General features: G+C 71.2%; 23 protein-coding genes and 2 riboswitches. Of the genes, 16 read left to right on the top strand and 7 right to left on the bottom strand.

The window, feature by feature from the left end:
- Positions 1–70: 70 nt before the first annotated feature.
- The gene (locus ACSHWB_RS34270) at positions 71–454 is read right to left on the bottom strand and encodes a VOC family protein (RefSeq protein ID WP_439657434.1); all 384 of its coding nucleotides are present in this window, start codon (positions 452–454) and stop codon (positions 71–73) included.
- Positions 454–1,449: a zinc-binding dehydrogenase gene (locus tag ACSHWB_RS34275; RefSeq protein ID WP_439657435.1), complete on the bottom strand. Its 996-nt coding sequence runs from the start codon at positions 1,447–1,449 to the stop codon at positions 454–456. The genes ACSHWB_RS34270 and ACSHWB_RS34275 overlap by 1 nt, the downstream gene beginning before the upstream one ends.
- Positions 1,450–1,498: 49 nt before the next feature.
- Between ACSHWB_RS34275 and ACSHWB_RS34280 the strand changes: the two genes are divergently transcribed.
- Complete coding sequence (locus tag ACSHWB_RS34280) at positions 1,499–2,068, top strand: TetR/AcrR family transcriptional regulator (RefSeq protein WP_439657436.1); 570 nt, start codon at positions 1,499–1,501, stop codon at positions 2,066–2,068.
- Here the strand turns inward: ACSHWB_RS34280 and ACSHWB_RS34285 are convergent.
- A complete protein-coding gene (locus ACSHWB_RS34285) occupies positions 2,065–2,886 on the bottom strand; it encodes a zinc-binding dehydrogenase (RefSeq protein ID WP_439657437.1) in 822 nt (273 codons plus the stop codon). The genes ACSHWB_RS34280 and ACSHWB_RS34285 overlap by 4 nt on opposite strands.
- Before the next feature lie 94 nt (positions 2,887–2,980).
- Here ACSHWB_RS34285 and ACSHWB_RS34290 point away from each other — a divergent pair, with 94 nt between their 5' ends.
- A complete protein-coding gene (locus ACSHWB_RS34290) occupies positions 2,981–3,838 on the top strand; it encodes a LysR family transcriptional regulator (protein WP_439657438.1) in 858 nt (285 codons plus the stop codon).
- On the opposite strand, the gene ACSHWB_RS34295 is transcribed toward ACSHWB_RS34290, so the two are convergent.
- Positions 3,839–4,396 carry a TetR/AcrR family transcriptional regulator gene (locus ACSHWB_RS34295; RefSeq protein WP_439657439.1) on the bottom strand — a complete coding sequence of 186 codons (558 nt, stop codon included), beginning with the start codon at positions 4,394–4,396 and terminating at the stop codon, positions 3,839–3,841.
- Between the two features lie 98 nt (positions 4,397–4,494).
- Here ACSHWB_RS34295 and ACSHWB_RS34300 point away from each other — a divergent pair, with 98 nt between their 5' ends.
- The 4 genes from ACSHWB_RS34300 to ACSHWB_RS34315 all read left to right on the top strand — a co-directional run bounded on the left by ACSHWB_RS34300 (position 4,495) and on the right by ACSHWB_RS34315 (position 8,627).
- Entirely contained in the window at positions 4,495–5,385 is an 891-nt protein-coding gene (locus ACSHWB_RS34300; RefSeq protein WP_439657440.1) for an NmrA family NAD(P)-binding protein, read from the top strand.
- A 63-nt stretch (positions 5,386–5,448) separates the two neighbouring features.
- The gene (locus tag ACSHWB_RS34305; RefSeq protein WP_439657441.1) at positions 5,449–6,225 is read left to right on the top strand and encodes an HD domain-containing protein; all 777 of its coding nucleotides are present in this window, start codon (positions 5,449–5,451) and stop codon (positions 6,223–6,225) included.
- A gap of 25 nt (positions 6,226–6,250) precedes the next feature.
- Positions 6,251–7,549 (top strand): phenylacetate--CoA ligase PaaK, encoded by a 1,299-nt coding sequence (gene paaK, locus ACSHWB_RS34310; protein WP_439657442.1) that lies wholly within the window; start codon positions 6,251–6,253, stop codon positions 7,547–7,549.
- A 55-nt stretch (positions 7,550–7,604) separates the two neighbouring features.
- Positions 7,605–8,627 carry an LLM class flavin-dependent oxidoreductase gene (locus tag ACSHWB_RS34315; protein ID WP_439657443.1) on the top strand — a complete coding sequence of 341 codons (1,023 nt, stop codon included), beginning with the start codon at positions 7,605–7,607 and terminating at the stop codon, positions 8,625–8,627.
- An 81-nt stretch (positions 8,628–8,708) separates the two neighbouring features.
- Here the strand turns inward: ACSHWB_RS34315 and ACSHWB_RS34320 are convergent, their stop codons facing one another.
- Both ACSHWB_RS34320 and ACSHWB_RS34325 read right to left on the bottom strand, forming a co-directional pair.
- Positions 8,709–9,464 carry an NYN domain-containing protein gene (locus tag ACSHWB_RS34320; protein ID WP_439657444.1) on the bottom strand — a complete coding sequence of 252 codons (756 nt, stop codon included), beginning with the start codon at positions 9,462–9,464 and terminating at the stop codon, positions 8,709–8,711.
- 19 nt (positions 9,465–9,483) lie between these two features.
- The gene (locus ACSHWB_RS34325) at positions 9,484–10,059 is read right to left on the bottom strand and encodes a TetR/AcrR family transcriptional regulator (protein ID WP_439664722.1); all 576 of its coding nucleotides are present in this window, start codon (positions 10,057–10,059) and stop codon (positions 9,484–9,486) included.
- A 101-nt stretch (positions 10,060–10,160) separates the two neighbouring features.
- Between ACSHWB_RS34325 and ACSHWB_RS34330 the strand changes: the two genes are divergently transcribed.
- The 3 genes from ACSHWB_RS34330 to ACSHWB_RS34340 all read left to right on the top strand — a co-directional run bounded on the left by ACSHWB_RS34330 (position 10,161) and on the right by ACSHWB_RS34340 (position 12,491).
- Positions 10,161–11,048, top strand: coding sequence for a DMT family transporter (locus ACSHWB_RS34330; RefSeq protein ID WP_439657445.1), 888 nt, complete (start codon positions 10,161–10,163; stop codon positions 11,046–11,048).
- 182 nt (positions 11,049–11,230) lie between these two features.
- Positions 11,231–11,623: a hypothetical protein gene (locus tag ACSHWB_RS34335; protein ID WP_439664723.1), complete on the top strand. Its 393-nt coding sequence runs from the start codon at positions 11,231–11,233 to the stop codon at positions 11,621–11,623.
- A 4-nt stretch (positions 11,624–11,627) separates the two neighbouring features.
- Positions 11,628–12,491, top strand: a complete 864-nt coding sequence (locus ACSHWB_RS34340; RefSeq protein ID WP_439657446.1) for a hypothetical protein — start codon at positions 11,628–11,630, stop codon at positions 12,489–12,491.
- Between the two features lie 38 nt (positions 12,492–12,529).
- On the opposite strand, the gene ACSHWB_RS34345 is transcribed toward ACSHWB_RS34340, so the two are convergent.
- Entirely contained in the window at positions 12,530–13,528 is a 999-nt protein-coding gene (locus ACSHWB_RS34345; protein WP_439657447.1) for a peptidase, read from the bottom strand.
- 35 nt (positions 13,529–13,563) lie between these two features.
- Positions 13,564–13,676: riboswitch (cobalamin riboswitch) on the bottom strand.
- A gap of 119 nt (positions 13,677–13,795) precedes the next feature.
- Positions 13,796–13,914, top strand: a riboswitch (cobalamin riboswitch).
- 82 nt (positions 13,915–13,996) lie between these two features.
- Here ACSHWB_RS34345 and ACSHWB_RS34350 point away from each other — a divergent pair.
- Genes ACSHWB_RS34350 through ACSHWB_RS34380 form a run of 7 tightly spaced genes read left to right on the top strand, consistent with a single transcriptional unit; the run spans position 13,997 to position 23,142 of the window.
- The gene (locus ACSHWB_RS34350) at positions 13,997–16,465 is read left to right on the top strand and encodes a hypothetical protein (protein ID WP_439657448.1); all 2,469 of its coding nucleotides are present in this window, start codon (positions 13,997–13,999) and stop codon (positions 16,463–16,465) included.
- Positions 16,465–17,304 carry an ABC transporter substrate-binding protein gene (locus ACSHWB_RS34355; protein WP_439657449.1) on the top strand — a complete coding sequence of 280 codons (840 nt, stop codon included), beginning with the start codon at positions 16,465–16,467 and terminating at the stop codon, positions 17,302–17,304. The genes ACSHWB_RS34350 and ACSHWB_RS34355 overlap by 1 nt, the downstream gene beginning before the upstream one ends.
- Entirely contained in the window at positions 17,301–18,203 is a 903-nt protein-coding gene (locus ACSHWB_RS34360) for an ABC transporter substrate-binding protein (protein ID WP_439657450.1), read from the top strand. Before ACSHWB_RS34355 ends, ACSHWB_RS34360 begins: the two co-directional genes overlap by 4 nt.
- Positions 18,200–19,318: a CbiQ family ECF transporter T component gene (locus ACSHWB_RS34365; RefSeq protein WP_439657451.1), complete on the top strand. Its 1,119-nt coding sequence runs from the start codon at positions 18,200–18,202 to the stop codon at positions 19,316–19,318. Before ACSHWB_RS34360 ends, ACSHWB_RS34365 begins: the two co-directional genes overlap by 4 nt.
- Complete coding sequence (locus ACSHWB_RS34370) at positions 19,315–20,904, top strand: ABC transporter ATP-binding protein (RefSeq protein WP_439657452.1); 1,590 nt, start codon at positions 19,315–19,317, stop codon at positions 20,902–20,904. The genes ACSHWB_RS34365 and ACSHWB_RS34370 overlap by 4 nt, the downstream gene beginning before the upstream one ends.
- Positions 20,901–21,713 carry an ECF transporter S component gene (locus tag ACSHWB_RS34375; RefSeq protein WP_439657453.1) on the top strand — a complete coding sequence of 271 codons (813 nt, stop codon included), beginning with the start codon at positions 20,901–20,903 and terminating at the stop codon, positions 21,711–21,713. Before ACSHWB_RS34370 ends, ACSHWB_RS34375 begins: the two co-directional genes overlap by 4 nt.
- Positions 21,714–21,759: 46 nt before the next feature.
- Positions 21,760–23,142, top strand: a complete 1,383-nt coding sequence (locus tag ACSHWB_RS34380; protein ID WP_439657454.1) for a flavin monoamine oxidase family protein — start codon at positions 21,760–21,762, stop codon at positions 23,140–23,142.
- Positions 23,143–23,154 lie beyond the last annotated feature (12 nt).

Consider the following 23,154-nt stretch of genomic DNA (forward strand, 5'->3'; position numbering starts at 1 on the left):
CGCGGCGGCTCTGGGGATGTCACCGCCCGGAAATTGGATCTTCTGCCGCAGCGACCTTGCGGCCAACGGGTCATCCGCGTTGCTCGGCGACCAGCCAGCACAGGCAGAAGGGATGGCCGGCGGGGTCGGCGTACACCTGGAAGTCGTCCCCGCTGGTGTTTCCGGCCGCCTTCCTCAGCACCGTCGCGCCCAGCGCCACGACCTGCTCGTGCGCCTCGGCGAAGTCGTCCACCCACAGGTCGAGGTGGATCTGCTGCTCGGTCGGCCCGTCCGGCCACTCCGGCGGCGTGTGGTCGGGCGCGAGCTGCACGCCGACGCGCGGTGCGCCGTCGACCATCACCATGTGCCAGTCGCCGTCCTCCTCGACCTTGCCGCCGAGCACACCCGCCCAGAACCGGCTCTGCCGGCCGAGATCGGCCGCGTCGAAGGTGATGACCTGGTGTTTGATCCGCATCACCGCATTGTCTCAACGGAGTCGTTGCCGCGCATCGCAGTCTTCAGCACGATCCGGCCGAAGACCTCGCCCGCGTCCATCTTGTGGTGCGCCAGCGCGGCCTTCTCCAGCGGCAGCTGTTCGTGCACCACGGTTCGCAGCTCGCCGCGGACGGAAGCGGCGAACTGTTCGGCGCGCACCGCGCGTCTGTCCTGTTCGGACACAGTGGCGGCGCTGAAGGTCCCGAACGACAACGACTTCTGGAACGCGGCCATGAGCACGGTGCCGAAGTCGTCCGGTGGCATGCCGCCGACCGCCCCGACCACGACGAGCCGCCCGTTGGGTTTCAACAACCCGAGGAACGACGGGAGATCCTTCCCGGCCACGACGTCGATGATGACGTCGTAGCCGGCGGGGGAGTCCGGGCCCGCGCCGGAACGGTCCAGCACGTGCGTCGCGCCGAGTGCGCGCAGCCGGTCGCCGCGCGCGGCCGAGGAGGTGGTGACCGCGACCGCACCGGCGCCCCCGAGCGCCGCGAGCTGGACGGCCGTGATGCCGAGACTGCCCGACGCGCCCCGCACCAGCACCGACTCGCCGGGGGAGAAGCGGGCGTGGGCGAGGCCGAAGTGCGCCACCACCCCTGCACTCCCGAGCGCCACCGCGTCAACAGCCGACAGGTCCCCGGGAAGCTCGACGATCTCGCTGGCGGGCGCGACCGCCTGCTCGGCGTACCCGCCGCCGGTGCCGGTGGGCGCCCACACCCGGCGGCCGAGCCAGGAGCGGTCCACCTCGTCGCCCACCGCCGTCACCGTGCCCGCGACCTCTCCGCCGGGAACGTGCCCGTCCCGGAAACCGTAGGAGGCGAGATCGCCGCGCCGGATCACGGCGTCGACACCGCCGACGCCGATCGCCGCGACGTCGACCAGCACCTGCCGCCGCGCGGGAACCGGGGCCGCCAGGTCGACGACCGCCATCCCGTCAGGACTGCCGAACCTCTGCACCACAACAGCTCTCATGGCGCCGAAGCTAGACGGACGCCCCCGTCCGTTTGGCTAAAGTGAGAGCGTGGCCGACCGTTTGTCTCGGACCGTGCGTTCCGATGCCCAGTACAACCGCGAACACATCCTGGACGCTGCCCGGGAGGTGTTCGCCGCCGACGGCCTGAACGCGCCGATGCGCGAGGTGGCCCGTCGCGCCGGAGTCGGACCCGCGACGCTCTACCGCCACTTTCCGACCAAGGAGCTCCTCGCCACCGAGGCGTTCGCCGACCGGATGCGGGCGTGCGAGCTCATCGTGGAGGAGGCCCTCGCGAACCCGGATCCGTGGCAGGGCTTCCAGTCGGTGATCGAGAGGATCTGCGAGCTGCACGCCCACGACCGTGGGTTCACCGCGGCGTTCACCTCGAACTTCCCCCACGCGGGCGACTTCGCGGCACGGCGTGAGCGCACCCTGAGGTCCGTCGCGAAGCTCGCCCGCAAGGCGAAGCGCTCGGGCCACCTGCGCCCGGACTTCGTGCTGGACGACCTGATCCTCGTGCTGATGGCCAACAACGGCATCCACGCCACCTCGACGGCCACCCGCGCCGCCGCGTCCCGGCGCTTCGCCGCGCTCGCGATCAGGGCGTTACAGGCCTAGGACTGCACGCGGACCAGCATCTTCCCGATGTTGTCCCCGCGCAGCACGCCGAGGAACGCGTCGACGAGGTTGCCGAACCCGTCCACCACGGTCTCGTCGACGCGCACCGAGCCGTTCTGGAGGTACGGGACCAGGAAGCGTTCGAACGGCTCGCGGGCGTCGAGGTGGTCGCCGCCGACGTTGTCGAGGTAGACGTCGATGCCGTCCGGGGTGGCCTGAGCGAGCTGCTCGCCGACCGGGCCCGCGCGGTGGTCGAACGCCGCGTCGAACCCGATCTCCTTGAGGTGCGCCACCTTGGCCGCCGACCCGGTGCTGCCGATGATCCGGCCGGCGCCCATCAGCCTGGCGATCTGCCCGGCCGCGCCACCCACCCCGCCCGCCGCGGCGGAGATGAAGAGGTCCTCGCCGGGCTGCAGCCGGGCGATCCTGGTCAGCCCGACGAACGCGGTCAGCCCGGTCCCGCCCAGCACGCCGAGGTACGCGCTCAACGGCACACCGTCGGCCTGGTGCACGCGCCGGATCTCCGCGGCGCCGACCACCGCGTGCGTCGCCCATCCCGCGCGGTGGAACACGGTCGTGCCGGTCGGGAACTCCGCCGACCGCGACTCGACGACCCGTCCGATCGCGCGGCCCTCGAGCCCTGCCTCGCCGGTGTCCATCAGCTGCCGCATGTACGGGTCAACCGACAGGTAGACGTTCTCGACCAGCACCTGCCCGTCGGCGAGGGAGGGGAGTGGTGCGGAGACGACGGTGAAGTCGTCCGAGGTGGGAGCGCCTGACGGGCGGCGGACCTGGCGGACGGCGAGGAAGGTGCTCATGGCGAGAACGTAAGGATCATCAGGCCGGTACGGGCAGCCCGCGAAGTTGATCGATCTTCGGGTTCCATGAGCGGGGTTCATGGATAGTGGAGCCGTGGATCTGAGCCCGTCCGACCTGCGCCTGCTGATCGCCGTGGACCGCACCGGCAGCTTCACCGCGGCGGGGCGGGAGGTGGGCCTCACGCAGTCCGCGGTCTCGTACGCCGTGCGGGAGTGCGAACGCCGGGTGGGCGCGGTGCTGTTCGAGCGCGGCCGATCGGGTGCCCGGCCGACGCCCGCGGGGGGACGGGCGCTCGTGCACGCCCGGCAGATCCTGCGCCAGCTGGAGCTCCTGCGCACGGAGGCCAGGGACGCGGCGGCCGGGTCGATCTCCGGACCGGTGCGCGTCGCGACGTTCCGCACCGCCGCCGCGCACCTGCTGCCCCCGGTGCTCGACCGGTTGACCAGCCGTTTCCCCGCGCTGAAACCCCAGGTCCTGGTCGTGCCCGAACTGGGCCGGGGCGCCGCGGGCGAGGTGGCGGACGGCCGCGCGGACCTCGCCATCGCTACCCTCGACGACAACGCGGAACTGCCCGGCCTGCACCACGGCGAGCTGTTCACCGAGCCCTACCTGCTCGCGCACCCGGCGGGCCATCCGGACCCGCGCGCCCTGCCGTTGCTCGACTGGCCGGAGAACTGCTCGTCCTACACCCGGCACTGGTGGGCGACGCAGGACTGGCTGCCGCCCAGGAGGCTGGACGTGGCCGACGACAGTGTGGTGCTGTCCATGGTGGCGCAGGGCATCGGCATGGCGATCCTGCCGCGGCTGACGCTGCTCTCGCCGCCGCCGGGCGTGGAGACCGTGGACCTCGGCCCGGACCGCCCGACCCGCAGACTGGTCCACGTCACCACGAGCGCCGCCAGGCACTCCCTCGCGGTCCGCGAACTGATCCGGGAGCTCAGGGCGGCCTGATCAGCGCACGGGACTGATCCCGGCCACGGTCAGCGCGAACAGCCGCTCGGCAGCCGGGCCAGGGTCGCGGTGGTGTTCCGTCACCGTCACGATGCCGACGATCAGCGTGACCAGCTCGACGACCGTGACGTCCGCCGCGACGGCCCCGTCCGCGATCGCCCTGCGCAGCAACGGTTCGGCCGCCTCCTCGATCGCGGCCGCGCAGGAGTTCCCCTGGACCGGGTCGCCCTCGAAGGCCAGCGCGGTCGCCAGTCCCTTCGCGGCGACGCAGTACGTGACGACGTCGCCCAGCCACGCCAGCAACGCCTCCCGGCCGTCCGCGGCTCCCGCCTGTTCGCGGGCCCGCTCGCACAGCACCTCGATCCGTTGCCACAGCACGGCTTCCAGCAGTGCCTGACGGGTGGGGAAGTGCCGCCGCACCGTCGCCGACCCGACCCCGGCGACGCGCGCGATCTGTTCCAGCGACGCTCCCGCGCCGTGCACCGCGACCTCCTGCTCGGCCACGGCGAGGATCCGCTCGTGGTTGCGCCGGGCGTCGGCGCGCTGGCGATCGGTCATGGTCACCTCGTGGTTGATAAACGGCGGGCCCCGCCATATCGTAGCGAACACGTAAACGGCGGGCCCCGCCGTTTTGCTGTTCCTCACCTAGGAGAGTCATGTCCGCACCAGTGCTGGTCACCGGAGCCACCGGAAAACAGGGAGGCGCCGCCGTTGCGGCGTTGAAGGCGGCGGGGGTTCCTGTGCGCGCGTTGGTCCGCGATCCGGAGTCCGACCGCGCCACGGCCCTGGGGGTCGAGCTCGTCACCGGCGACCTGGACGACCGCGACTCGCTCGTCGGCGCGGCCAAGGGGGCGCGTGCGGTGTTCTCCGTGCAGATGCCCGCGTTCACCGGCGACGGCTTCGACTTCGCGGGGGAGCTCGCCCAGGCCACGAACCTGATCGAGGCCGCGCTGGAGGCCGGCGTGCCGCAGTTCGTCCAGACGACGGTCGACGGCGCGGGCCCGCGGATCGTGGACGATCGGTTCCCGATCAGGGAGGCGTCCATGAACTCCAAGGCCGCCGTCCAGGACCGGGTCCGCGCGGCCGGCTTCCCGCGGTGGACGCTGCTCAAGCCCGGTTTCTTCATGGAGAACTTCCTGCCGTCGTCGGCGTACCTGTTCCCGCGCGGCGTCGAGGGAGGCCTGGTCAGCATGCTGAAGCCCGCCACCCGCCTGTCCCTGGTCGCGGTCGCGGACATCGGCACGGCCGTCGCCGCCGCCGTCGCGGACCCGGAGAAGTTCGACCGGGTGGAACTGGAGCTGGCGAGCGACCACCTGTCGATGACGGAGATCGCCGAGGTGCTCTCCCGCGCGCTGGGCGTCGAGCTCACCGCGCCGGACATGACCGTGGAGCAGGCCTACGCGGCCGGGATGCCCGAGATGGGCGCCGGGCACGACCGGATGAACGAGACGGGCATGGTGGGACGCCCGGAGTACGCCAGGGAGCTGGGCCTGCCGCTCACCGGTTTCGACGAGTGGGCCCAGACCGTTCTGCGAGGCAGCGCCTGAGAGCCGTCCACATCGCGGGCAGGCCACTCCGCACTCGCTGCGCGAAGGCTTACGGTGGAGGGCGTGACCACCACGGCGGAGGTTCTGACCCAGGCGGACGCCCGGATCCGGCGGCTGGAATCGCAGCTGGTGCGCGAGTTCGGCGACGTGCCGCCGAGCCTCGTGCACGAGTGGATCGAACGGGCGCGGGCACGCTTCGGGCGTGCGCGGCTGCAGGACTACGTGCCGTTGTTCGTGGCCCGTGAGGTGCGGGCATCGGCGCGTGCGTTCCCGGTGGAGGCGGCGGCGGGAACGGTCCTGTCCGGATGGGCGCGGAACACGGCACGTCGTCTGCTCGCCGCCGAGTTACCGCGCCGATGGGCGCACACGGCCGGTGTCGCGCGTCGTGCCGAACAAGTGGCTCACGTCCTGCCGGAAGAGGAACGCGAACTGCTCGTCGCCGCGGCCTGGGTGCACGACATCGGCTACGCCGCCGAGCTGAAGGACACGGGCCTGCACTCGTTGGACGGGGCGCGCTACCTGCGCCGGGCGGGTGTCCCCGAGCGGATCTGCAGCCTGGTGGCGCACCACTCCGGCGCGGCGGCGGTGGCCGAGCTGGTCGGGCTCGCGGGCGGCCTGGGGGAGTTCCCCGACCACCGCGGCCGTCTGCGGGACGCGCTCTGGTACTGCGACATGAGCACCGGTCCGGACGGTCACCCGACGACGGTGCACGGCAGGCTGGCCGAGATCCGGCAGCGGCGGGGCCCCGACGACCCGGTGGTGCGCGCCCTCGCGATGAACGGCGACGAACGCCTCGCGGCGGTCCGGCGCACGCACCGGCTGATCCGCAAGGCACGGTGAACGGGCCGTCCTCTACCGTGGGCTGATGCTGGACCTGAGCCCGCAGCCGGGTGATCTGGAGCCCATCGAGACCGCCTCGATCGACGAGCTGCGGGCGTTGCAGCTCGAACGGCTGCGGTGGTCGGTCCGGCACGCGTACGAGAACGTGCCGCACTACCGCGCCTCCCTCGACGCGCACGGCGTGCACCCGGACGACGTGAAGTCGCTGGCGGACCTGGCGAAGCTGCCGTTCACGACCAAGGCCGACCTGCGCGACAACTACCCGTTCGGCATGTTCGCCGTTCCGCGCGAAGAGGTCGCCCGCGTGCACGCCTCGTCGGGAACGACCGGCAAGCCCACTGTCGTCGGCTACACGAAGGCCGATCTGGACACGTGGGCGGCGGTCGTGGCGCGCAGCATCCGCGCGGCGGGCGGCCGGGCAGGGCACGTCCTGCACAACGCCTACGGCTACGGCCTGTTCACCGGCGGGCTCGGCGCGCACGCGGGCGCGGAGCTGCTGGGCTGCACGGTCGTCCCGGTGTCCGGCGGCATGACCGAGCGCCAGGTGCAGCTGATCCGCGACTTCGAGCCGGACATCATCATGGTGACGCCGTCGTACATGCTCTCGATCATCGACGAGATGGAGCGCCAGGGCGTCGACCCGCGCTCGACGTCGTTGAAGGCCGGCATCTTCGGCGCGGAGCCGTGGACGAACGACATGCGGCACGAGATGGAGCGGCGCCTCGACATGCACGCCGTCGACATCTACGGGCTGTCCGAGGTGATCGGGCCGGGCGTGGCCAGCGAGTGCGTGGAGACCAAGGACGGCCTGCACGTCTGGGAGGACCACTTCTACCCGGAGGTCGTCGACCCGGTCACCGGCGAGGTGCTGCCCGACGGCGAGGAGGGCGAGCTGGTCTTCACCTCGCTGACCAAGCAGGCGATGCCGATCCTCCGCTACCGCACCCGCGACCTGACCCGCCTGCTGCCGGGCACGGCCAGGACCATGCGCAGGATCGAGAAGATCACCGGCCGCACCGACGACATGATCATCCTGCGCGGCGTGAACCTCTTCCCGACGCAGATCGAGGAGCTGATCCTCCAGGTCCCCGCGCTGTCCCCGCACTTCCAGTGCGTGCTCAGCCGCACGGGCCACCTCGACGACCTGACCGTCCTGGTGGAACACCGCGAGGACGCCGCGGCCGCTGACGCGGGCGACGCGCTGAAGCGCCTGGTCAAGAACTCGATCGGCGTCACCGTGGCGGTGGACGTCGTCGCACCCGGCGGGATCGAGCGGTCCGTCGGCAAGATGAAGCGGATCGTGGACAACCGCCCGAAGCGGTGAGCACGTGACGCAAGCGTCATGGGCGTTTACTTGAAAGTTGAACTATCTTGGTGGCATGAAGAAGATCGGTTTTCTGTCGTTCGGGCACTGGACGGACAGCCCGCACTCGCAGACGAGGTCGGCGGCCGACACGTTGCTGCAGTCGATCGACCTGGCCGTGGCCGCCGAGGAGCTGGGCGCGGACGGCGCCTACTTCCGCGTGCACCACTTCGCCCGTCAGCTCGCGTCGCCGTTCCCGCTGCTCGCCGCGATCGGCGCGAAGACCGACCGCATCGAGATCGGCACCGGCGTGATCGACATGCGTTACGAGAACCCGATGTACATGGCCGAGGACGCGAGTGCCGCGGACCTCATCGCCGGCGGCAGGCTGCAGCTCGGCATCTCCAGGGGATCACCCGAGCAGGTCATCGACGGCTGGCGGCACTTCGGCTACCAGCCGTCCGAGGGTCAGACCGACGCCGACATGGCCCGCCTGCACTCGGAGCTGTTCCTGAAGGTGCTGGAGGGCCGGGGCTTCGCGGAGCCGCATCCCCGCCCGATGTTCCCGAACCCGCCCGGCCTGCTGCGCATCGAACCGCACGCGCCGGGTCTGCGTGACCGGATCTGGTGGGGCGCGGCGTCCAACGCCACCGCCGCCTGGGCCGCCGAGCAGGGCATGAACCTGATGAGCTCGACCCTGAAGTTCGACGAGGGCGGCGCGCCGTTCCACGTGCAGCAGGCAGACCAGATCAGGGCGTTCCGCAAGGCCTGGACCGAGGCCGGGCACACCCACGAGCCGCGGGTCTCGGTGTCGCGCAGCATCTTCGCGCTCACCACGGACCTCGACCGCATGTACTTCGGCGGCGACGGCAAGAGCACCGACAGCATCGGTTTCATCGACGGCCCGAAGCAGGCGATCTTCGGCCGGTCCTACGCGGCGGAGCCGGACGTGCTGGTCGAGCAGCTCGCCGAGGACGAGGCGATCGCGGAGGCCGACACGCTGCTGCTGACCGTGCCCAACCAGCTGGGCGTCGAGTTCAACGTGCACGTGCTGGAGAACATCCTGACGCATGTGGCGCCGGCGCTGGGCTGGCGCTGACGTCGGACACCTGATCCCGTTCGCCGCCGGACGGGATCAGGTGTAGATGGTCTCTATAGCTTCAGTGTTGACCGAAAAGAATCACCGGCGGCGGTCCCGCACGTAGACCGCCGACTGCTTGCCCTGAACGCGCCGATCGACCTCGAACAACGTCGTGGCGGTGATCAGGTCGCTGAGCTTCGAGTAGCCATAGGTGCGCGAGTCGAACTCGGGCCGCTGCTTGGTGATGATGCTGCCGACCGCCGCGAGTGACGCCCACCCGTCCTCGTCCGACGCCGCCTCGACGGCGTTGCGCAGCAGCTTGACGAGCGTGGTGTCGCCCTTGAGCTGGGCGATCGACGTGGTCGACTTGCGCGCGAGCGGCGTCTCGGCGGGGGCCTCGGCCTCGGGGTAGGCGAGGTTCTCCACGTAGATGAACTTGTCGCAGGCCGCGACGAACGGCTTGGGCGTCTTGCGTTCGCCGAAGCCGTACACGGTCAGGCCGGACTCGCGCAGGCGGGCGGCGAGGCGGGTGAAGTCCGAGTCGCTGGAGACGATGCAGAAGCCGTCGAAGCGGTCGGAGTAGAGCAGGTCCATCGCGTCGATGACCATCGCCGCGTCGGTGGCGTTCTTGCCCGTCGTGTAGGCGAACTGCTGGATGGGCTGGATCGACTGGGCCAGCAGGTGGTCCTTCCAGCCCTTCAGGTTGTTGCCGGTCCAGTCGCCGTACGCGCGCTTGACGTGGGCGGTGCCGTACTTGGCGATCTCGGCCAGCAGTGCCTCGGTGATCGAGGGCTGGGCGTTGTCCGCGTCGATGAGCACCGCCAGCTTGACGGCGCTCTCATTGGCAGTGGCCACGGTGAATCCGCCTTCGTTCTCAGGTGTTCAGCAGCCGGCTGAGCCACGTCAGCGAGGCCGTGATCTGGTGCGGGGACCGGCCGCGCCGCCGTTGCTCCTGGTAGACCTTGGGAGCCAGCGGTGCGAGCAGCACCTCGACCAGACCTTCCGGATCCGGTGCGGCCGCCTCGCGCAGCAGGGTCAGCACGTGCAGCCGCCAGAAACCGTAGGCCCCCGTGCCGAACCGGGCGTCACCGGTCTCCGCTCCGAGCACCAGGTGCAGGTGGCGTTCGAGCAGGCCCGCCATAGCCGTGTAGAACGCCGCGAGCCGCTCGGCGGGCGGGGCGCCGGGGCCCAGCGGTGGGGGGCCGGACATCAGTTGTTCCTGCAGGACGCGTTCGTGCTCGTCCAGCAACGCGGCGGCGACGGAGGCCGGGTCGGGGTAGCGGCGGTAGAGGGTGGCGCGGCCGACGCCGGCGGCGCGCGCGATCTCGTCCATCGTGACCTGGCGGGCGTCCTTGGTCGCGAACAGCTCCTCGGCGGCGGCCAGGACCCGTGCCCGGTTGCGTGCGGCGTCGGCGCGTTCCCTGGCCGGCGGCCGCTCGCTCATGACCATGAACGGATCGTACGCGATCACCAAGCAAGTGGACGGCGCGTCCACTTCGTGCCTACGCTGCATTAGCGGACACTGTGTCCACTTACTTGGGGGTTGTTGTCGTGTACTTCGTGTTCCTGGCGTCGGCGCTGCTCGTCGGGTGTCTGCTCGCCGTGCAGGCGTCGGCGAACCTGCAGCTGACCAAGGCGGCCGGCTCGCCGTACGGGGCGTCGGCGCTGCAGCTCGGCCTCGCCGCGGTGCTGCTGGCGGTGCTCGCGGCGGCGACCGGCACGATCGGAGCGCTGGCGCTGGTGCCGGACGTCGAGCCGTGGCATCTGGTGGGCGGGCTGGCCAGTCCGCTCTACATCACCAGCGGCATCCTGCTGTTCCCGCGGCTGGGCGCGCTCGCAGCCGTCGGGCTCTTCGTGACCGGTCAGATGTTCGCGTCGCTGGCACTCGACCTGTTCGGGCTGCTGGGCGTGCCGCGGCAGCCGCTCTCCGCGGCGGTCGTGGTCGGTGCCGCGGCGGTCCTGGCGGGCATCACCGTGATCGCGAGGCCGAAGACGAAGAACGTCGGCTGGATCGCGCTCGGCATCGTGGCGGGCGCGGTGCTGCCCGTGCAGGGGGCGATCAACGCCCGGCTGCGTGCCGACCTGCACGCGCCGATCACAGTCGCCCTGGTCAGCTTCGCCGTGGCGACGCTGGCCATCTCGGTGGTGGTGCTGTTCAACCGCACACCGGCGCCGAAACCGGGGCCCCTCAAGGACATGCCGTGGTGGGGCTGGCTCGGCGCCGGGTGCGCGGCGGCCTACGTCATCGCGACGTTCCTGCTGATCCCGGAGATCGGCGCGGCGACGACGGTCGTGCTCACCGTCACCGGGCAGCAGCTCGCGTCGGCAGTGATCGACCACTGTGGACTGTTCCGGATGCCGGTCAGGCCGCTGACCTCCGTTCGGGTCACCGGGCTCTCGTTGCTCGTGGCCGGGTCGCTGCTCATCCAGTTCGGGTAGGTCAGGCCCTCCTCGACCGGCTCACCCAGCCCTTCGAGATGCCGAGCGTGACCCGTTTCGCGCACTGGCACGGCCGAACCGTTGTGACACCGGTCCCGACACGAACCGCCAAAGCAACACGAACGCCCTGTTCCCGCATTACGGTGGAGATGGAAACGGGCGTGAGAGAGGTGGAACCGGGCGTGACGTCCTGGGTTGAAGTGATCAACTATGTCCGGGTGCGGTACGAGGTGCTGGAGGAGTCCGACGCCTGGCTGCGCTTCCGGCTCGACGTGGACGGGACGCGCACGCAGCAGGTCTCCGTGCACCACCTGCCCGACCTCGACGGCGCCGCGTGGGTGGAGATCTCCTCACCGGTCGGCCGCGCCGCCGATGTCGACCTGCGTCGTTTCCTCGAGCTGGCGGGCGAGCCGCAGGTCGGCGGGGCGGCCGTGGTGGACGGTCTCGCGCTGCTCAAGCACGTGGTGCCGCTGGAGGACCTGAGCGTGCGGGAGGAGTTCGAGCGCCCGCTCGCGCTGCTGGTCGGCCGCGCGGACGCCATCGAGCACGAGCTGACGAGCAGCGACCACTTCTGACGCCGTGCCGGACGCCGCGGCCTGGGCCGAGCGACAGGTGGCGGCGGTCCGCGACGACCCGCCTGGTCGCCTGGCGCTGATGGAACGCTGCTACTACGGCCCGTTCGGCCAGGCGCCGCAGCACCTGCCGTTCCGCCGGGCCGCCAGGTCGTTCATGCGCTGGCAGCTGCGGCGGGGCGTGCTGCAACCGTCGTTCCACGCGCGTCCCGGCAGCCGCTGGTGGCGCGCGGTGAACGAGCGCATCCTCCGCGACGGCTGCGAGGCGGTGGGGCTGAGCGGCCGGCTCAGCGGCCCGCCGTCGTCGCACACGGCGGCGCAGTGGCTCACGTTCGCGCGCAACCCCACGGCGGACACCTGGTACCGCGCGCACAACGGCAGCGTGGTCGCCGCCTACCTGGAGAACCGCGCGCTCGCGGAGGCCGAGAGCGAGCCCGAGCGGTTCTTCATGAACGTCATCCTGTGCCGGGTGCTGTACACGCACGCCCTGGTCGCGGCGCCCCGGCTGTCGCTGGGCTGGCTGCGTGCGCTCGCGCCGTTGCTCGGCGACCCCAGGCTGGGCATGACGGGGATCTTCCTGCAGCTCTCCCGCGTGCTGCCGGACGAGTACCCGCTGCGCGACGACGTGCGGTTCTACCTCAGCCAGGAGCACGGGTTCGCCCGTCTCGTGGACTTCGGGATGATCGTGCCGCGGCTGCAACGGCTCTACGAGTGGTCAGCGGACGATCTCTCCGAACCCGGCCTGCTCGACTGCGTTCGTGACGGCGCCCTGACCTACGCGTGGCGGTTCGAGGATCGGGACGTCTGGGAGCCGCCGAAGTCGTTCGTGCTGCCCGTGATCCACCGGATCCTGCCCGCGTCGAAGAGCTGATGGCGGTGCCCCTGAACGAGTTCAGGGGCACCGCGTGGTCAGCAGGCGAGCGTCGGTGCCTGAGTCTTGCCGCCACCGTCGAGGGCCGAGAGCTTCACGCCGGTCAGGCCGAGCACCGCCTGGGCCGTGGCGCGAGGAGCGGTCGTCTGGTCGAAACCCGTTGCGTCGTAGGAGATCGCGCCGCGGTTCACGACCGGTGCCGAGCAGCCCGCCTGCAGCGAGCGCAGGAACTGCCGGGCCTTCACCGCCGCGGCCGGACGGTGACCGGCCAGCGCCTCGGCCGCCAGACCGGTGCTGTTGGCGTTGGACGCGTTGGTGCCGAACGAGAAGCCGCCATCGGTGTTCTGCTTGCCGGCCAACCAGGTCGTGCCCTCGTCGGCGTTGGTGCTGTCACCGTTGGCGCGCAACGCCTGCACGGCCATCGCCGTCGAGTCGACGTCGCTCACGCAGGTCGCCTGGCCGAAGTCGAGCGGGAAACCGCCGTCGGCGCACTGGGTGCCGGCCAGGAACGTGACCGACGACGCGGGCGTGCCGCCGGAGGTGCGGCCGAGCGCGATCAACGCCAGCGACTGCGAGAAGGCGTTGGAGAAGTCGCCGAAGTCCGAGCGGTCGGAGAACCGGCCGGACGGGGCGAGCAGCGCGCGCAGCCCGGCCTCGAGGTTCACGCCGCCGAACGACGTGCCGTTCTTGTGCCGCACCTGGGCGGCGAGCAGCAGCTTGGCGTGCGCGCCCGCGTACGACTCGGTGCCGGTGCCGACGTACCCGGTGGTGATCTCCGGCCTGGCCAGCCACGTGATGGCCTTCTCGGCGTTGGTGTCCGAGGCGCGGGCGGCGGCGAACGCGAAGATCGCGTCGATCGTGAGGCCCTGGTCCGGGAACTTCTGGCCGCCGAAGTCGGCCTCGAACCGTTCCCCGTCGACCAGTTGCCGCGCGAGCCAGCCCGCAGCGGCGTCGGCCTTGTTGTGGGTGGCGGCCACCGCGGGGGTGACCGTGCCCATGCCCAGCAGCAGGACAGCAGCGAGCACCAGACGTCTCATCAGCAGAACCCTTTCCCGCACATCCACGACAGGAGTTGGTGACAACGCGCGGAACGGGTGACCGGGCTCGCCTCGCGAAGAGGCACACCGTTGCGGGACAGCGCCGGATTCCCACCGGACTTCCCCCACTCCGCGCTGAACGCCCCAAAGGCTCTCATGCCGCACAAGGCCCCGTGCCACGAACTCCGAAGTCGCGGTGTGACGCTCACCGCCGACGCCGTCGGCGGTGCCGATCGGCGCAATCCTGGTGTTAGCCTCTGCCGGGCAAAACAACTGCACACCTCCGCTCGTGACGGGGAAGCCGGTCGAAATCCGGCGCTGTCGCGCAACCGTGGGCCACCTTCGGGGTGGCGAGTCGGGATACCGATCGGGCGGGTTGAGAACGGTCCGACCGCTGTCGCGAGAAGCAGGGGTGGCTACCGGCGCTTCGCGCCGTGCCCCTCCTGCCTGCAGCAAAGGAGGGGGAGCATGAAGCAGCGCGGAACTGCGGCCGCACTGGCGTTCGTCGTCAGCACCGGTCTGATCGCCGCCCTGGTCAGCGGCACCGCGGCGGCCGCGGGTGATCGCGAGGCCGCGCACGCCGCCTCTGCCTGGCTCTCCCGCCAGCTGCGCCCCGACGGCACGCTCGAGAACCCGCTCGGCGGCGCGCTTCCCGACCACGGCCTGATGCTCGACCTGGTGTTCGCGATGCACGCCTCCGGAGACGGCGCGCTCGCCGAGCCGATCGTGGACTTCCTCGACACCGGGGGCCACGCGACCGACTACTTCACGTGGGACGGGCTCGTCCCCGACAGCGGGTTCGACCAGATCATCGTCGGCGGCGCCGCGGCGAAAACCCTGCTGGCGGCCCAGATCTCCGGCCACGACCCGCGCGACTTCGACGGCCACGACATGATCGCCGAGACCAAGGCCGCGATCCGCCGCTCCGGCGTCGACGCCGGCCGGATCAGCGACTACTCGAAGAACCCCGAGTGGTCGGACATGGTGAGCAACAACGCCAACATGTTCGGCCAGGCCCTCGCCGTCATCGGGCTCGCAGCGGCGGGGGAGAACGACCAGCTCGCCCTCGACAAGATGCTGACACAGCAGTGTTCCGAGGGCTATTTCCGCATCTTCTTCGGCTACCTCACGACTCCCGACGGCGTCAGGGTGTCGAGCTGTGACGAGGGCAAGGCGGAGGGCGCCGCCTCACCGGACGGCGACACGACCGGCCTCGCCCTCTCCGCGATGCTGGCGGCGAAACGCGCCGGCGCGGCGAACCTCGACCAGCCGATCGCCAGGACGGTGAAGTGGCTCAAGGACAACCAGGTCACGGGCGGCGGCTGGGGCGGCGGTGTCGGCACGGAGGCACCGAACACCAACAGCACCGGTCTGATCGTGCAGGCGCTCGCCGACGCGGGCGGCGCAGAGTCCCAGGTGGACAGCGGTGTCGCGTTCCTCAAGTCGGCGCAGGCCAAGGATTCCGACGCGGACACCGCGCTCGCCGGTCACCTCGGCGCGATCGCGTACAACCCGGCGTCGTACGTCGCGGCCCGCGAGGGCGGGATCTCCGGCATCGACACGTGGATCAGGGCGAGCGCGCAGGCCTCACTCGGGTTGTCGCAGGTCAGCCTCTACGCACTGGCCAAGGGTGACGTCGATCCCGGGCCCACGACCACCACCACGACCGCGAAACCGACGGTGCCGTCATCGACATCGAGCCCTGTCACCTCGACGACGACCGTGGTGCACACCAGCACTGAAACCGTTGCGGTGCCGGCGCCTCTGCCCAAGCCCGCGCCGAAAGCCGTGGTCCGTCAGCCCTCGCCGGCACCGCAGACCGTCAAACCCGTCGCCACGGCGGCCCAGGCGAAGCTGGGCGCCTACCTGGCGAACAAACTGGTGCGCGGCGACCACGTCGAGGTCGTGGACAGCGACAAGACCTACGTCGACTACGACGCGACCGCGAACGTCGTGCTGGCACTGCGTTCTCTGGGCGAACAGCCGGACGCGGTGAAGCGCGCCACGGACTTCCTGCTCACCCCGGACTCCGTCAACGCCTACGCGCACGGCGCCCCGTACGAGACCGGCGACGCCGCCTACGCCGAACCACTGGCGAAACTCGTGATCCTCGCCCAGTTCCAGCAGAGGACCGACATCGCGAACGAACTGCGCGGCAAGCTCGCGAAACTGCGCGGCGCGGACGGCCTCTTCACCGACGCGGGCTCGTTCGCGGACTCCGACGACTCGGTCCGCAGGCACGCCTGGGCCGTGCTCGCCACCATCGCCGATCCCGGGCAGTCGATCGAGGCTCTGTCCCGTCGCATCTGCAAGGACGGCCTGTTCCCCGAACGCATGGACACCACCGGCTGCGAGGAAGGCGACGTCGCCGCCACCGCAGCCGCGGTGACCGCGTTGAACAGCAGGCCTTTCACCGACGACACACCCGCGACCCGGACGCCGGGCGACTGGTCGGGCGAGCGGGCGAGCGCCTTCACCAGGGCGGTCACCGCACTCAGCGGCCGGACCAATGGCAAGGGAATGGTCGACGGCGAGGGCGGCGAACCCGCTGTCGCGCTCAGTGCCGCCGTCGCCGGGGCCCGCCAGGTGGCAGGCCTGGACGCGACGACCACGTCCAAGACCCTCGCCGGGCTGCTGCTCGCCGACGGCGGGCTGCCCCGCACGGCGGTCTCCGGCGGCGACGGCACCACCGACTTCGCCACGAGTGTCGAGGCCGCGCAAGGCATCGCCGGGCGGTCGTGGAGCAGCGCGGACGGTTCGCCGCTGTCCCCGGTCGTCCGCCTGCCGCTCACCGACGTCAAGCCGGCCACCCAGAACCTGGCCGCCGCGTCGCCGTGGGCGCCACCGCTCTGGTCGTACTTCGCACTCGGCGGCGCGATGGTGCTCGCCGGACTCGTTCTGCTGCTTCGTCGTCGTCTCATCAAGGGGGTTCAGTGATGCGCAGAGTTCTTGCCGCCGCGTTGGTTCTGACGGGCCTGGTCGTGGCGCCCGCACCCGCGAGCGCCGCCGGGTACGCCGGCCTCTGCACGGGACCGGACGCGCTGACCGGCACGACGATCGTCATCGACTTCCAGGAACTGGACGGCAACGGGGGAGTCGCCGCGCCGACGATCACCCGGTGTTCGCCCAACGCCACCCCCGGCACCGACCGCTCGGGCATCAAGGCGTTGCAGGACGCCGGTATCGCGGTGGCGGGCACCACGCGCTGGGGTCTCGGTTTCGTGTGCCGCCTGGAGGGCCGCCCGTCGGCCACCGAGAACCTCCCGGTCACCGGCAACCCGACCTACAAGGAGGCCTGCTTCACCACCCCGCCCGCCTCCGCGTACTGGGGTTACTGGCACGCCAACGGCGCGGGCAGCACCTGGACCTACAGCAGCTACGGCGCCCTGAACCGCACCGTGGTCCCCGGCGGCTTCGAGGGCTGGTCCTTCTCCCTCAACAAGTCCGCCACCACGAACCCGGCACCCGGTGTCACGCCGACGAACCCGGCCGTGAGCGCGAACAACCCCGCGGTCGGCCTGTCGGTCAACGACCTGGACCGCAAGATCACCCTCGGCCAGACCACGTCGCTGACCTGGACGTCCACCAACGCCACGGCGGTCACCGCCAGTTCGGTGTCACCAGCCACCGGCGGCGGTTCCTGGTCAGGCTCCCTGGCCACGCCCGGCGGCACCCAGAACGTCACGCCCACCGCGACCGGCGTGTACACCTACATCATCTCCGCGACCGGGAACGGGGTGACGGTGTACTCGTCCGCCACCCTGACCGTCCAATGAGGATGATCGCCGCGCTCGCCGTGGCAGTGCTGACGGCGAGCGCCTCTCCCGCCCACGCGATCGACCACGGCAAGGGCCACCCCGGTTTCTGCAAGGACGACAAGGGCGTCACTGTCGTCATCGACTTCCAGCAGCTCGGCGGCGAGACGTACGTGCGCTGCAACCCGCAGGCCACGCGCGGCACCGGCCTCGACGCGCTCAAGGGCGCCGGTTTCCAGGTCGCGGGGGTGCAGCGGTGGGGTGAGGCGTTCGTCTGCCGCATCGAGAACAAGCCGTCCGCCGCCGAGAAGATCCCGGTCGACGGCCGCGAGAACTACCGCGAGCTGTGCATCGACACCCCTCCGGCCGGCGCCTACTGGTCGTACTGGCACGCCGCGAACAACTGCGCCTGGGACTACAGCCAGTGGGGCGTGAAGAACCGCGACTTCCTCGCGGGCGGCTTCGAGGGCTGGTCGTTCTCCCTGAACGCCACCGCGGACTCCAACCCCGAACCCCGCGTCGCGGCGGTCCGTCCCGGCACCGAGGGACGGGCGTGCAACGCGGTCGAGGAACCCAAGCCGGTCTCCAACGACCCCAACGAGAAACAGGCGCCCGTCCAGGGCCGTCCGCCACAGGCCACCCCCGAGGCCCCAGTGGACACCCCGCAGGCGGGCGCACCGACCGGAGCGTTGCCACCCCCGAAACCCCGTGCCAGCGCGACACCCCGGCCGAAGGCCAAAGACCCGTCGAGCAACGTGGCGTTCAGCGGCGGTGAACAGGCCGAGGACGTCACCGCGGCGATCAAACGCCAGTCCGGTGCGAGCGACCTCGCGCCCTGGGCAGCGGGCAGCGCCGTTCTCGTGCTGCTGGTGGCCGGGTTCTTCGTTGCACGGCGGCGGAAACGGGTCAACGAGTCGTGAAGTACTTCCTGCCGCGCGACCTGCACCCGGCCGCCTGGTGGGTGTGGGCGCTCGGGCTCGCGGTGGCGGCGACGCGGACCACGAACCCGTGGCTGCTGCTCACCATCGTCGCGGTGGCGGGCTACGTGGTCGTGGCCCGCCGCTCCGAGGCGCCGTGGGCGCTGGCGTTCCGGCTGTACCTCTACCTGGGCGCGTGGATCGTGGCGATCCGGGTGTTCTTCCGGCTCGTGTTCGGCGGCGCCGAGGGCTCGACGATCGTCCTGCGGCTGCCGGAGATCCCGCTGCCGGAGTGGGCGGCGGGCATCCGGCTGTTCGGCGACGTGTCCGCGGAGTCGTTGCTGGGCGGGCTCTACGACGGCCTGCGCCTCGCGACCATGGTGATCTGCCTCGGCGCGGCCAACGCGCTGGCGAACCCGAAGCGGCTGCTCAAAGCCATGCCACCGGCGCTGTACGAGGTCGGCACGGCGGTGATCGTCGCGCTGTCGGTGTTCCCTCAGTTGGCCGAGAGCGTCCTGCGGGTGCGCCGCGCGCGCCGGTTGCGGGGCAGGGCCAGCGGCAAGAGGGTCCGCGCGCTGCACGCCATCCTGATCCCGGTGCTGGAGGACGCGCTGGCCCGGTCCCTGCAACTCGCCGCGTCGATGGACTCGCGCGGGTACGGCCGGGCGGGCGTGGTCGAGGCGCGGGCACGGCTGCTCACCGGCACGTTGATGATCGTCGGCCTGATCGGCGTGTGCGTCGGCGTCTATGCCACTTTGGACGGTTCGACGCCGCGTTACCTCGCCGCACCAGTGCTCTCCGCCGGACTGGTCGTCGGCCTGATCGGCTTCCGGTTCGCGGGCAGGCGGGTCGAACGCACCCGGTACCGGCCGGATCGCTGGCACCTGCCCGAGATCGTGGTCTCCGCGAGCGGGATCGCCGTCGCGGTGGTGTTGTTCGTGACGTCCAGTGTGGACCCGACGAACCTCAACCCGTCGCTGATCCAGCTGTCCTGGCCGCTGTTGTCGTGGGGACCGCTCGCCGGGGTGCTGATCGGGGTGGCGCCCGCGTTCCTCAGCCCCGCACCCGAACCGACCCACGCCGCACTGGCGGAACCAGCGGAAGAGAAGACGGCATGATCGAGCTCAGCCAGGTCGGTTTCCGGTACCCGGACCGCACCGAACCCGTGCTGCGGGACGTCACGCTGTCCATCGGCGAGGGTGAGCTGGTGCTGTTCGCCGGGCAGACCGGCGCGGGCAAGTCGACGTTGCTCGACACGATCAACGGCCTGGTCCCGCACTTCACCGGCGGCCACCTCGAAGGCGACGTCTCGGTGGCGGGCGTCTCGACCCGCTCGCGGCCGCCGCGGGAGTTCGCGCACCTGGTCGGGGTGGTCGGCCAGGACCCGCTGGCCGGGTTCGTCACCGACACCGTCGAGGACGAGCTGGCCTACGGCATGGAACAGCTCGGCCTGTCGCCGCAGGTGATGCGCCGCCGCGTCGAGGAGACCCTGGACCTGCTGGGGATCGCCGAACTGCGCAGGCGCGCGCTGCGCACGTTGTCGGGCGGCCAGCAGCAACGGGTCGCGATCGGCGCCGTCCTCACCACCCACCCCAAGGTCCTGGTGCTCGACGAACCCACCTCCGCGCTCGACCCGACCGCTGCCGAGGACGTGCTCGCGACCCTCGCCCGGCTGGTGCAGGACCTCGGCACCACCGTGCTGATGGCCGAGCACCGGATGGAACGCGTGGTCCCGTTCGCCGACCGCATGATCTACGTGCCCGGCGACGGCGGTGTCGTCGACGGTGCTCCGGCCGAGGTATTGCGGGACATGCCGATCGCGCCGCCGATCGTCCAACTGGGACGGTTGGCGGGCTGGGACCCGTTGCCGCTGTCGGTGCGCGACGCCCGCCGCCGCCCGATCGAGCTCGGCGCTCCGCCGGCACGGGTCACGCCGACGGGGGAGAGCTTGCTGACCGCGTCGGACGTCGTGGTCCGCTACGGCCCGAAGATCGCCGTCCGCGCGGTCGACCTGGACCTGCACGTGGGCGAGATCGTCGCGATGATGGGCCGCAACGGTTCCGGCAAGTCGTCGCTGCTGTGGGCGCTGCAGGGCTCCGGCCCACGGCAGGGCGGCGCGGTCGACGTCGCCGGGTCCGACCCGAAGAAGCTGACGGCCGGCGAGGCGCGCAAGCTGGTCGGCCTGGTGCCGCAGACCGCGAGCGACCTGCTGTACCTGCAGACCGTCGCCGACGAGTGCGCCGCGGCCGACGCGGAGTCCGACGCCACTGCCGGTTCGTGCAGGGCGTTGCTCGACCGGCTCGCGCCCGGCATCCGTGCCGAGGCCCATCCGCGCGACCTCTCCGAGGGCCAGCGGCTCGCGTTGGTGCTGGCCGTCCAGCTCTCCGCCGCACCGCGCGTGATGCTGCTCGACGAACCCACCAGAGGCCTCGACTACACCGCGAAGGCCGCGCTGGCGGGCATGATCACCCAGCTCGCCGCGGAGGGACGGGCCGTCGTCGTCGCCACGCACGACGTCGAGTTCGTCGCCACCGTCGCCCACCGCGCGATCGTCATGGCGGAGGGCGAGATCGTCTCCGACGGCCCGACCGCCGAGGTGCTCGGCGGCTCACCCGCGTTCGCCACCCAGGTCGCCAAGATCCTCGGCGAACCCTGGCTCACCGTCGCCGACGTCCGCGCCGCGCTGCCGCAGGAGGTCGCGTGAACGCCGTCCGGGTCGGGCCGCGCTCGGTCGCGGTGCTCACCCTCGCCTCCGTCGCGGGCCTGATGATGTTCGTGTGGCCGCTGCTGGTCCGCGTCGAACCCCAGTCCATGCAGCACGGGCCGGACGCGCCGTTCGTCTTCATCGGCATCCTGCCCGTCCTGATCATCATCGTCCTCGCGGAGCTCTCCGAGGGCGGCATGGACTCGAAGGCCCTGGCGATGCTCGGGGTCCTGTCGGCGGTCAACGCGGCGCTGCGGCCGTTGGGTGCGGGCACGGCGGGCATCGAGACCGTGTTCTTCCTGCTCGTGCTGGCGGGCCGCGTCTTCGGCCCCGGCTTCGGTTACCTGCTGGGCTGCACGTCGTTGTTCGCCTCCGCCCTGCTCACCGCCGGTGTCGGGCCGTGGCTGCCGTTCCAGATGATGTGTTCGGCGTGGATCGGCATGGGCGCGGGCCTGCTGCCCCGGCGGATCACCGGCAAGGCCGAGATCGCGATGCTCGTGGCGTACGGGATCGTGGTCGCGTACCTGTTCGGGTTCCTGATGAACCTGTGGTTCTGGCCGTTCATCACCGACGCCGAGGTGCCGTACCACGACGGCCACATCTCCTACGTGCCCGGCGCACCGGTGCTGGAGAACCTGCACCGCTTCGCCGTCTTCACCCTGCTCACGTCCACCGCGGGCTGGGACACCGGCCGCGCGATCACCAACACCGTCGCCATCCTCGTGCTCGGACCCGCGGTGCTCGCGACCCTGCGCCGCGCGTCGCACAAGGCCTCCTACGGCACCCTGCCGAGCTTCTCCGACCGCTGACCGCAAGAACTTGACTGCCGGATCAATGTTGCCCATCGTGTGCGTCGTGACTGGACTGGAGCAGCATTCGGCCGACGTCGTGATCGTCGGCGCCGGCTACGCGGGGCTGGCCGCCGCGTCCCGCCTGGCGGCCGCCGGACTCGGCGTCGTGGTCCTGGAGGCCGCGGACCGCGTGGGCGGCCGGGTGTTCAGCGAGGAACTGCCGTCCGGTGTGCGGGTGGACCACGGCGGGCAGTGGATCGGTCCGTCCCAGAAGCGTTTCCACGAGCTCGCGGCCAAGTTCGGCTGCGCGACCTTCCCGACGTGGGAGACCGGCACGCACGTCGAGATCTGGCACGACGACACCCGCTCCGACTACTCCGGCGCCGTGCCGAAGTCCGGTCCCGGCATGGCCGAGTACCTGCGCGTGACCGCGTCGCTCGACGAGCTCGCCCGCACCGTCGACCTGGTCGAGCCGTGGCACACCCAGCGGTTCGAGGAGTTCGACGCGTTGTCCGCGGAGGAGTTCTTCCTCTCGCAGACGCACGACGAGGACGCTCAGCGCCGGTTGGCACTGGCCGTGCAGGGCGTGTGGTGCTGCGAGCCAAGGGAGATCTCGTTCTTCCACGTGCTGTTCTACATCGCCTCGGCGGGCGGCTTCGAGCAGCTGATGGAGACCACCGGCTGCGCGCAGGACTCCCGTTTCTCCGGTGGCGCCGACGCGGTGGCGCTGGCGATGGCCGCGACGCTGCCCGTCCGGCTCGACGAGCCGGTGCGGACGATCCGGCACACCGCCGAGGGCGTCGAGGTGGAGACCGGCAAGGCGGTGGTGCGCGCCCGGCGTGCGGTCGTCACCGTGCCCCCGGCGGCGCTGGGACGGATCACGTTCGAGCCCGCGCTGCCGCCCGCACGCCGCGGCTGGGCTGGCCACGCGCCGATGGGACGGGTCGCGAAGATCCACGCGGTCTACGAGGAACCGTTCTGGCGCAAGAAGGACCGCTCCGGCATCGCCACCTTCTACAACCGCAACCCCGTGGGCGTGGTGTTCGACAACTCTCCGGAGGACGCGTCACGAGGCGTGCTCGTCGCGTTCGTCTACGGCGACCGGGTCGACCGCTGGGCCGCCGCGCCGGACTCGGTGCGCCGCGGCGAGGTCCTCGCGGCACTGGCCGAGGTCGCGGGGCCGCGCGCCAGGATGCCGATCGACTACGCCGAGATGGCCTGGTCCGAGGACGGCTGGGTCATCGGCGGCTACGAGTGCTTCGTGTACCCCGGCGGCTGGACCGAGTACGGCGAGCACGGCTGGCGCGCGCCGACCGGAAGCCTGTACTGGGCGGGCACCGAGACCGCGTCGGTCTGGAACGGCTACGTGGACGGCGCCATCACCTCGGGCGACCGGGCCGCCGACGAGGTGATCAGGTCGCTGAAGATCGCCGGACGACCGGCGTGAAATCGCCGCTGC

The organism is Lentzea sp. HUAS TT2 (assembly GCF_051853195.1).
Lineage (GTDB): Bacteria > Actinomycetota > Actinomycetes > Mycobacteriales > Pseudonocardiaceae > Lentzea.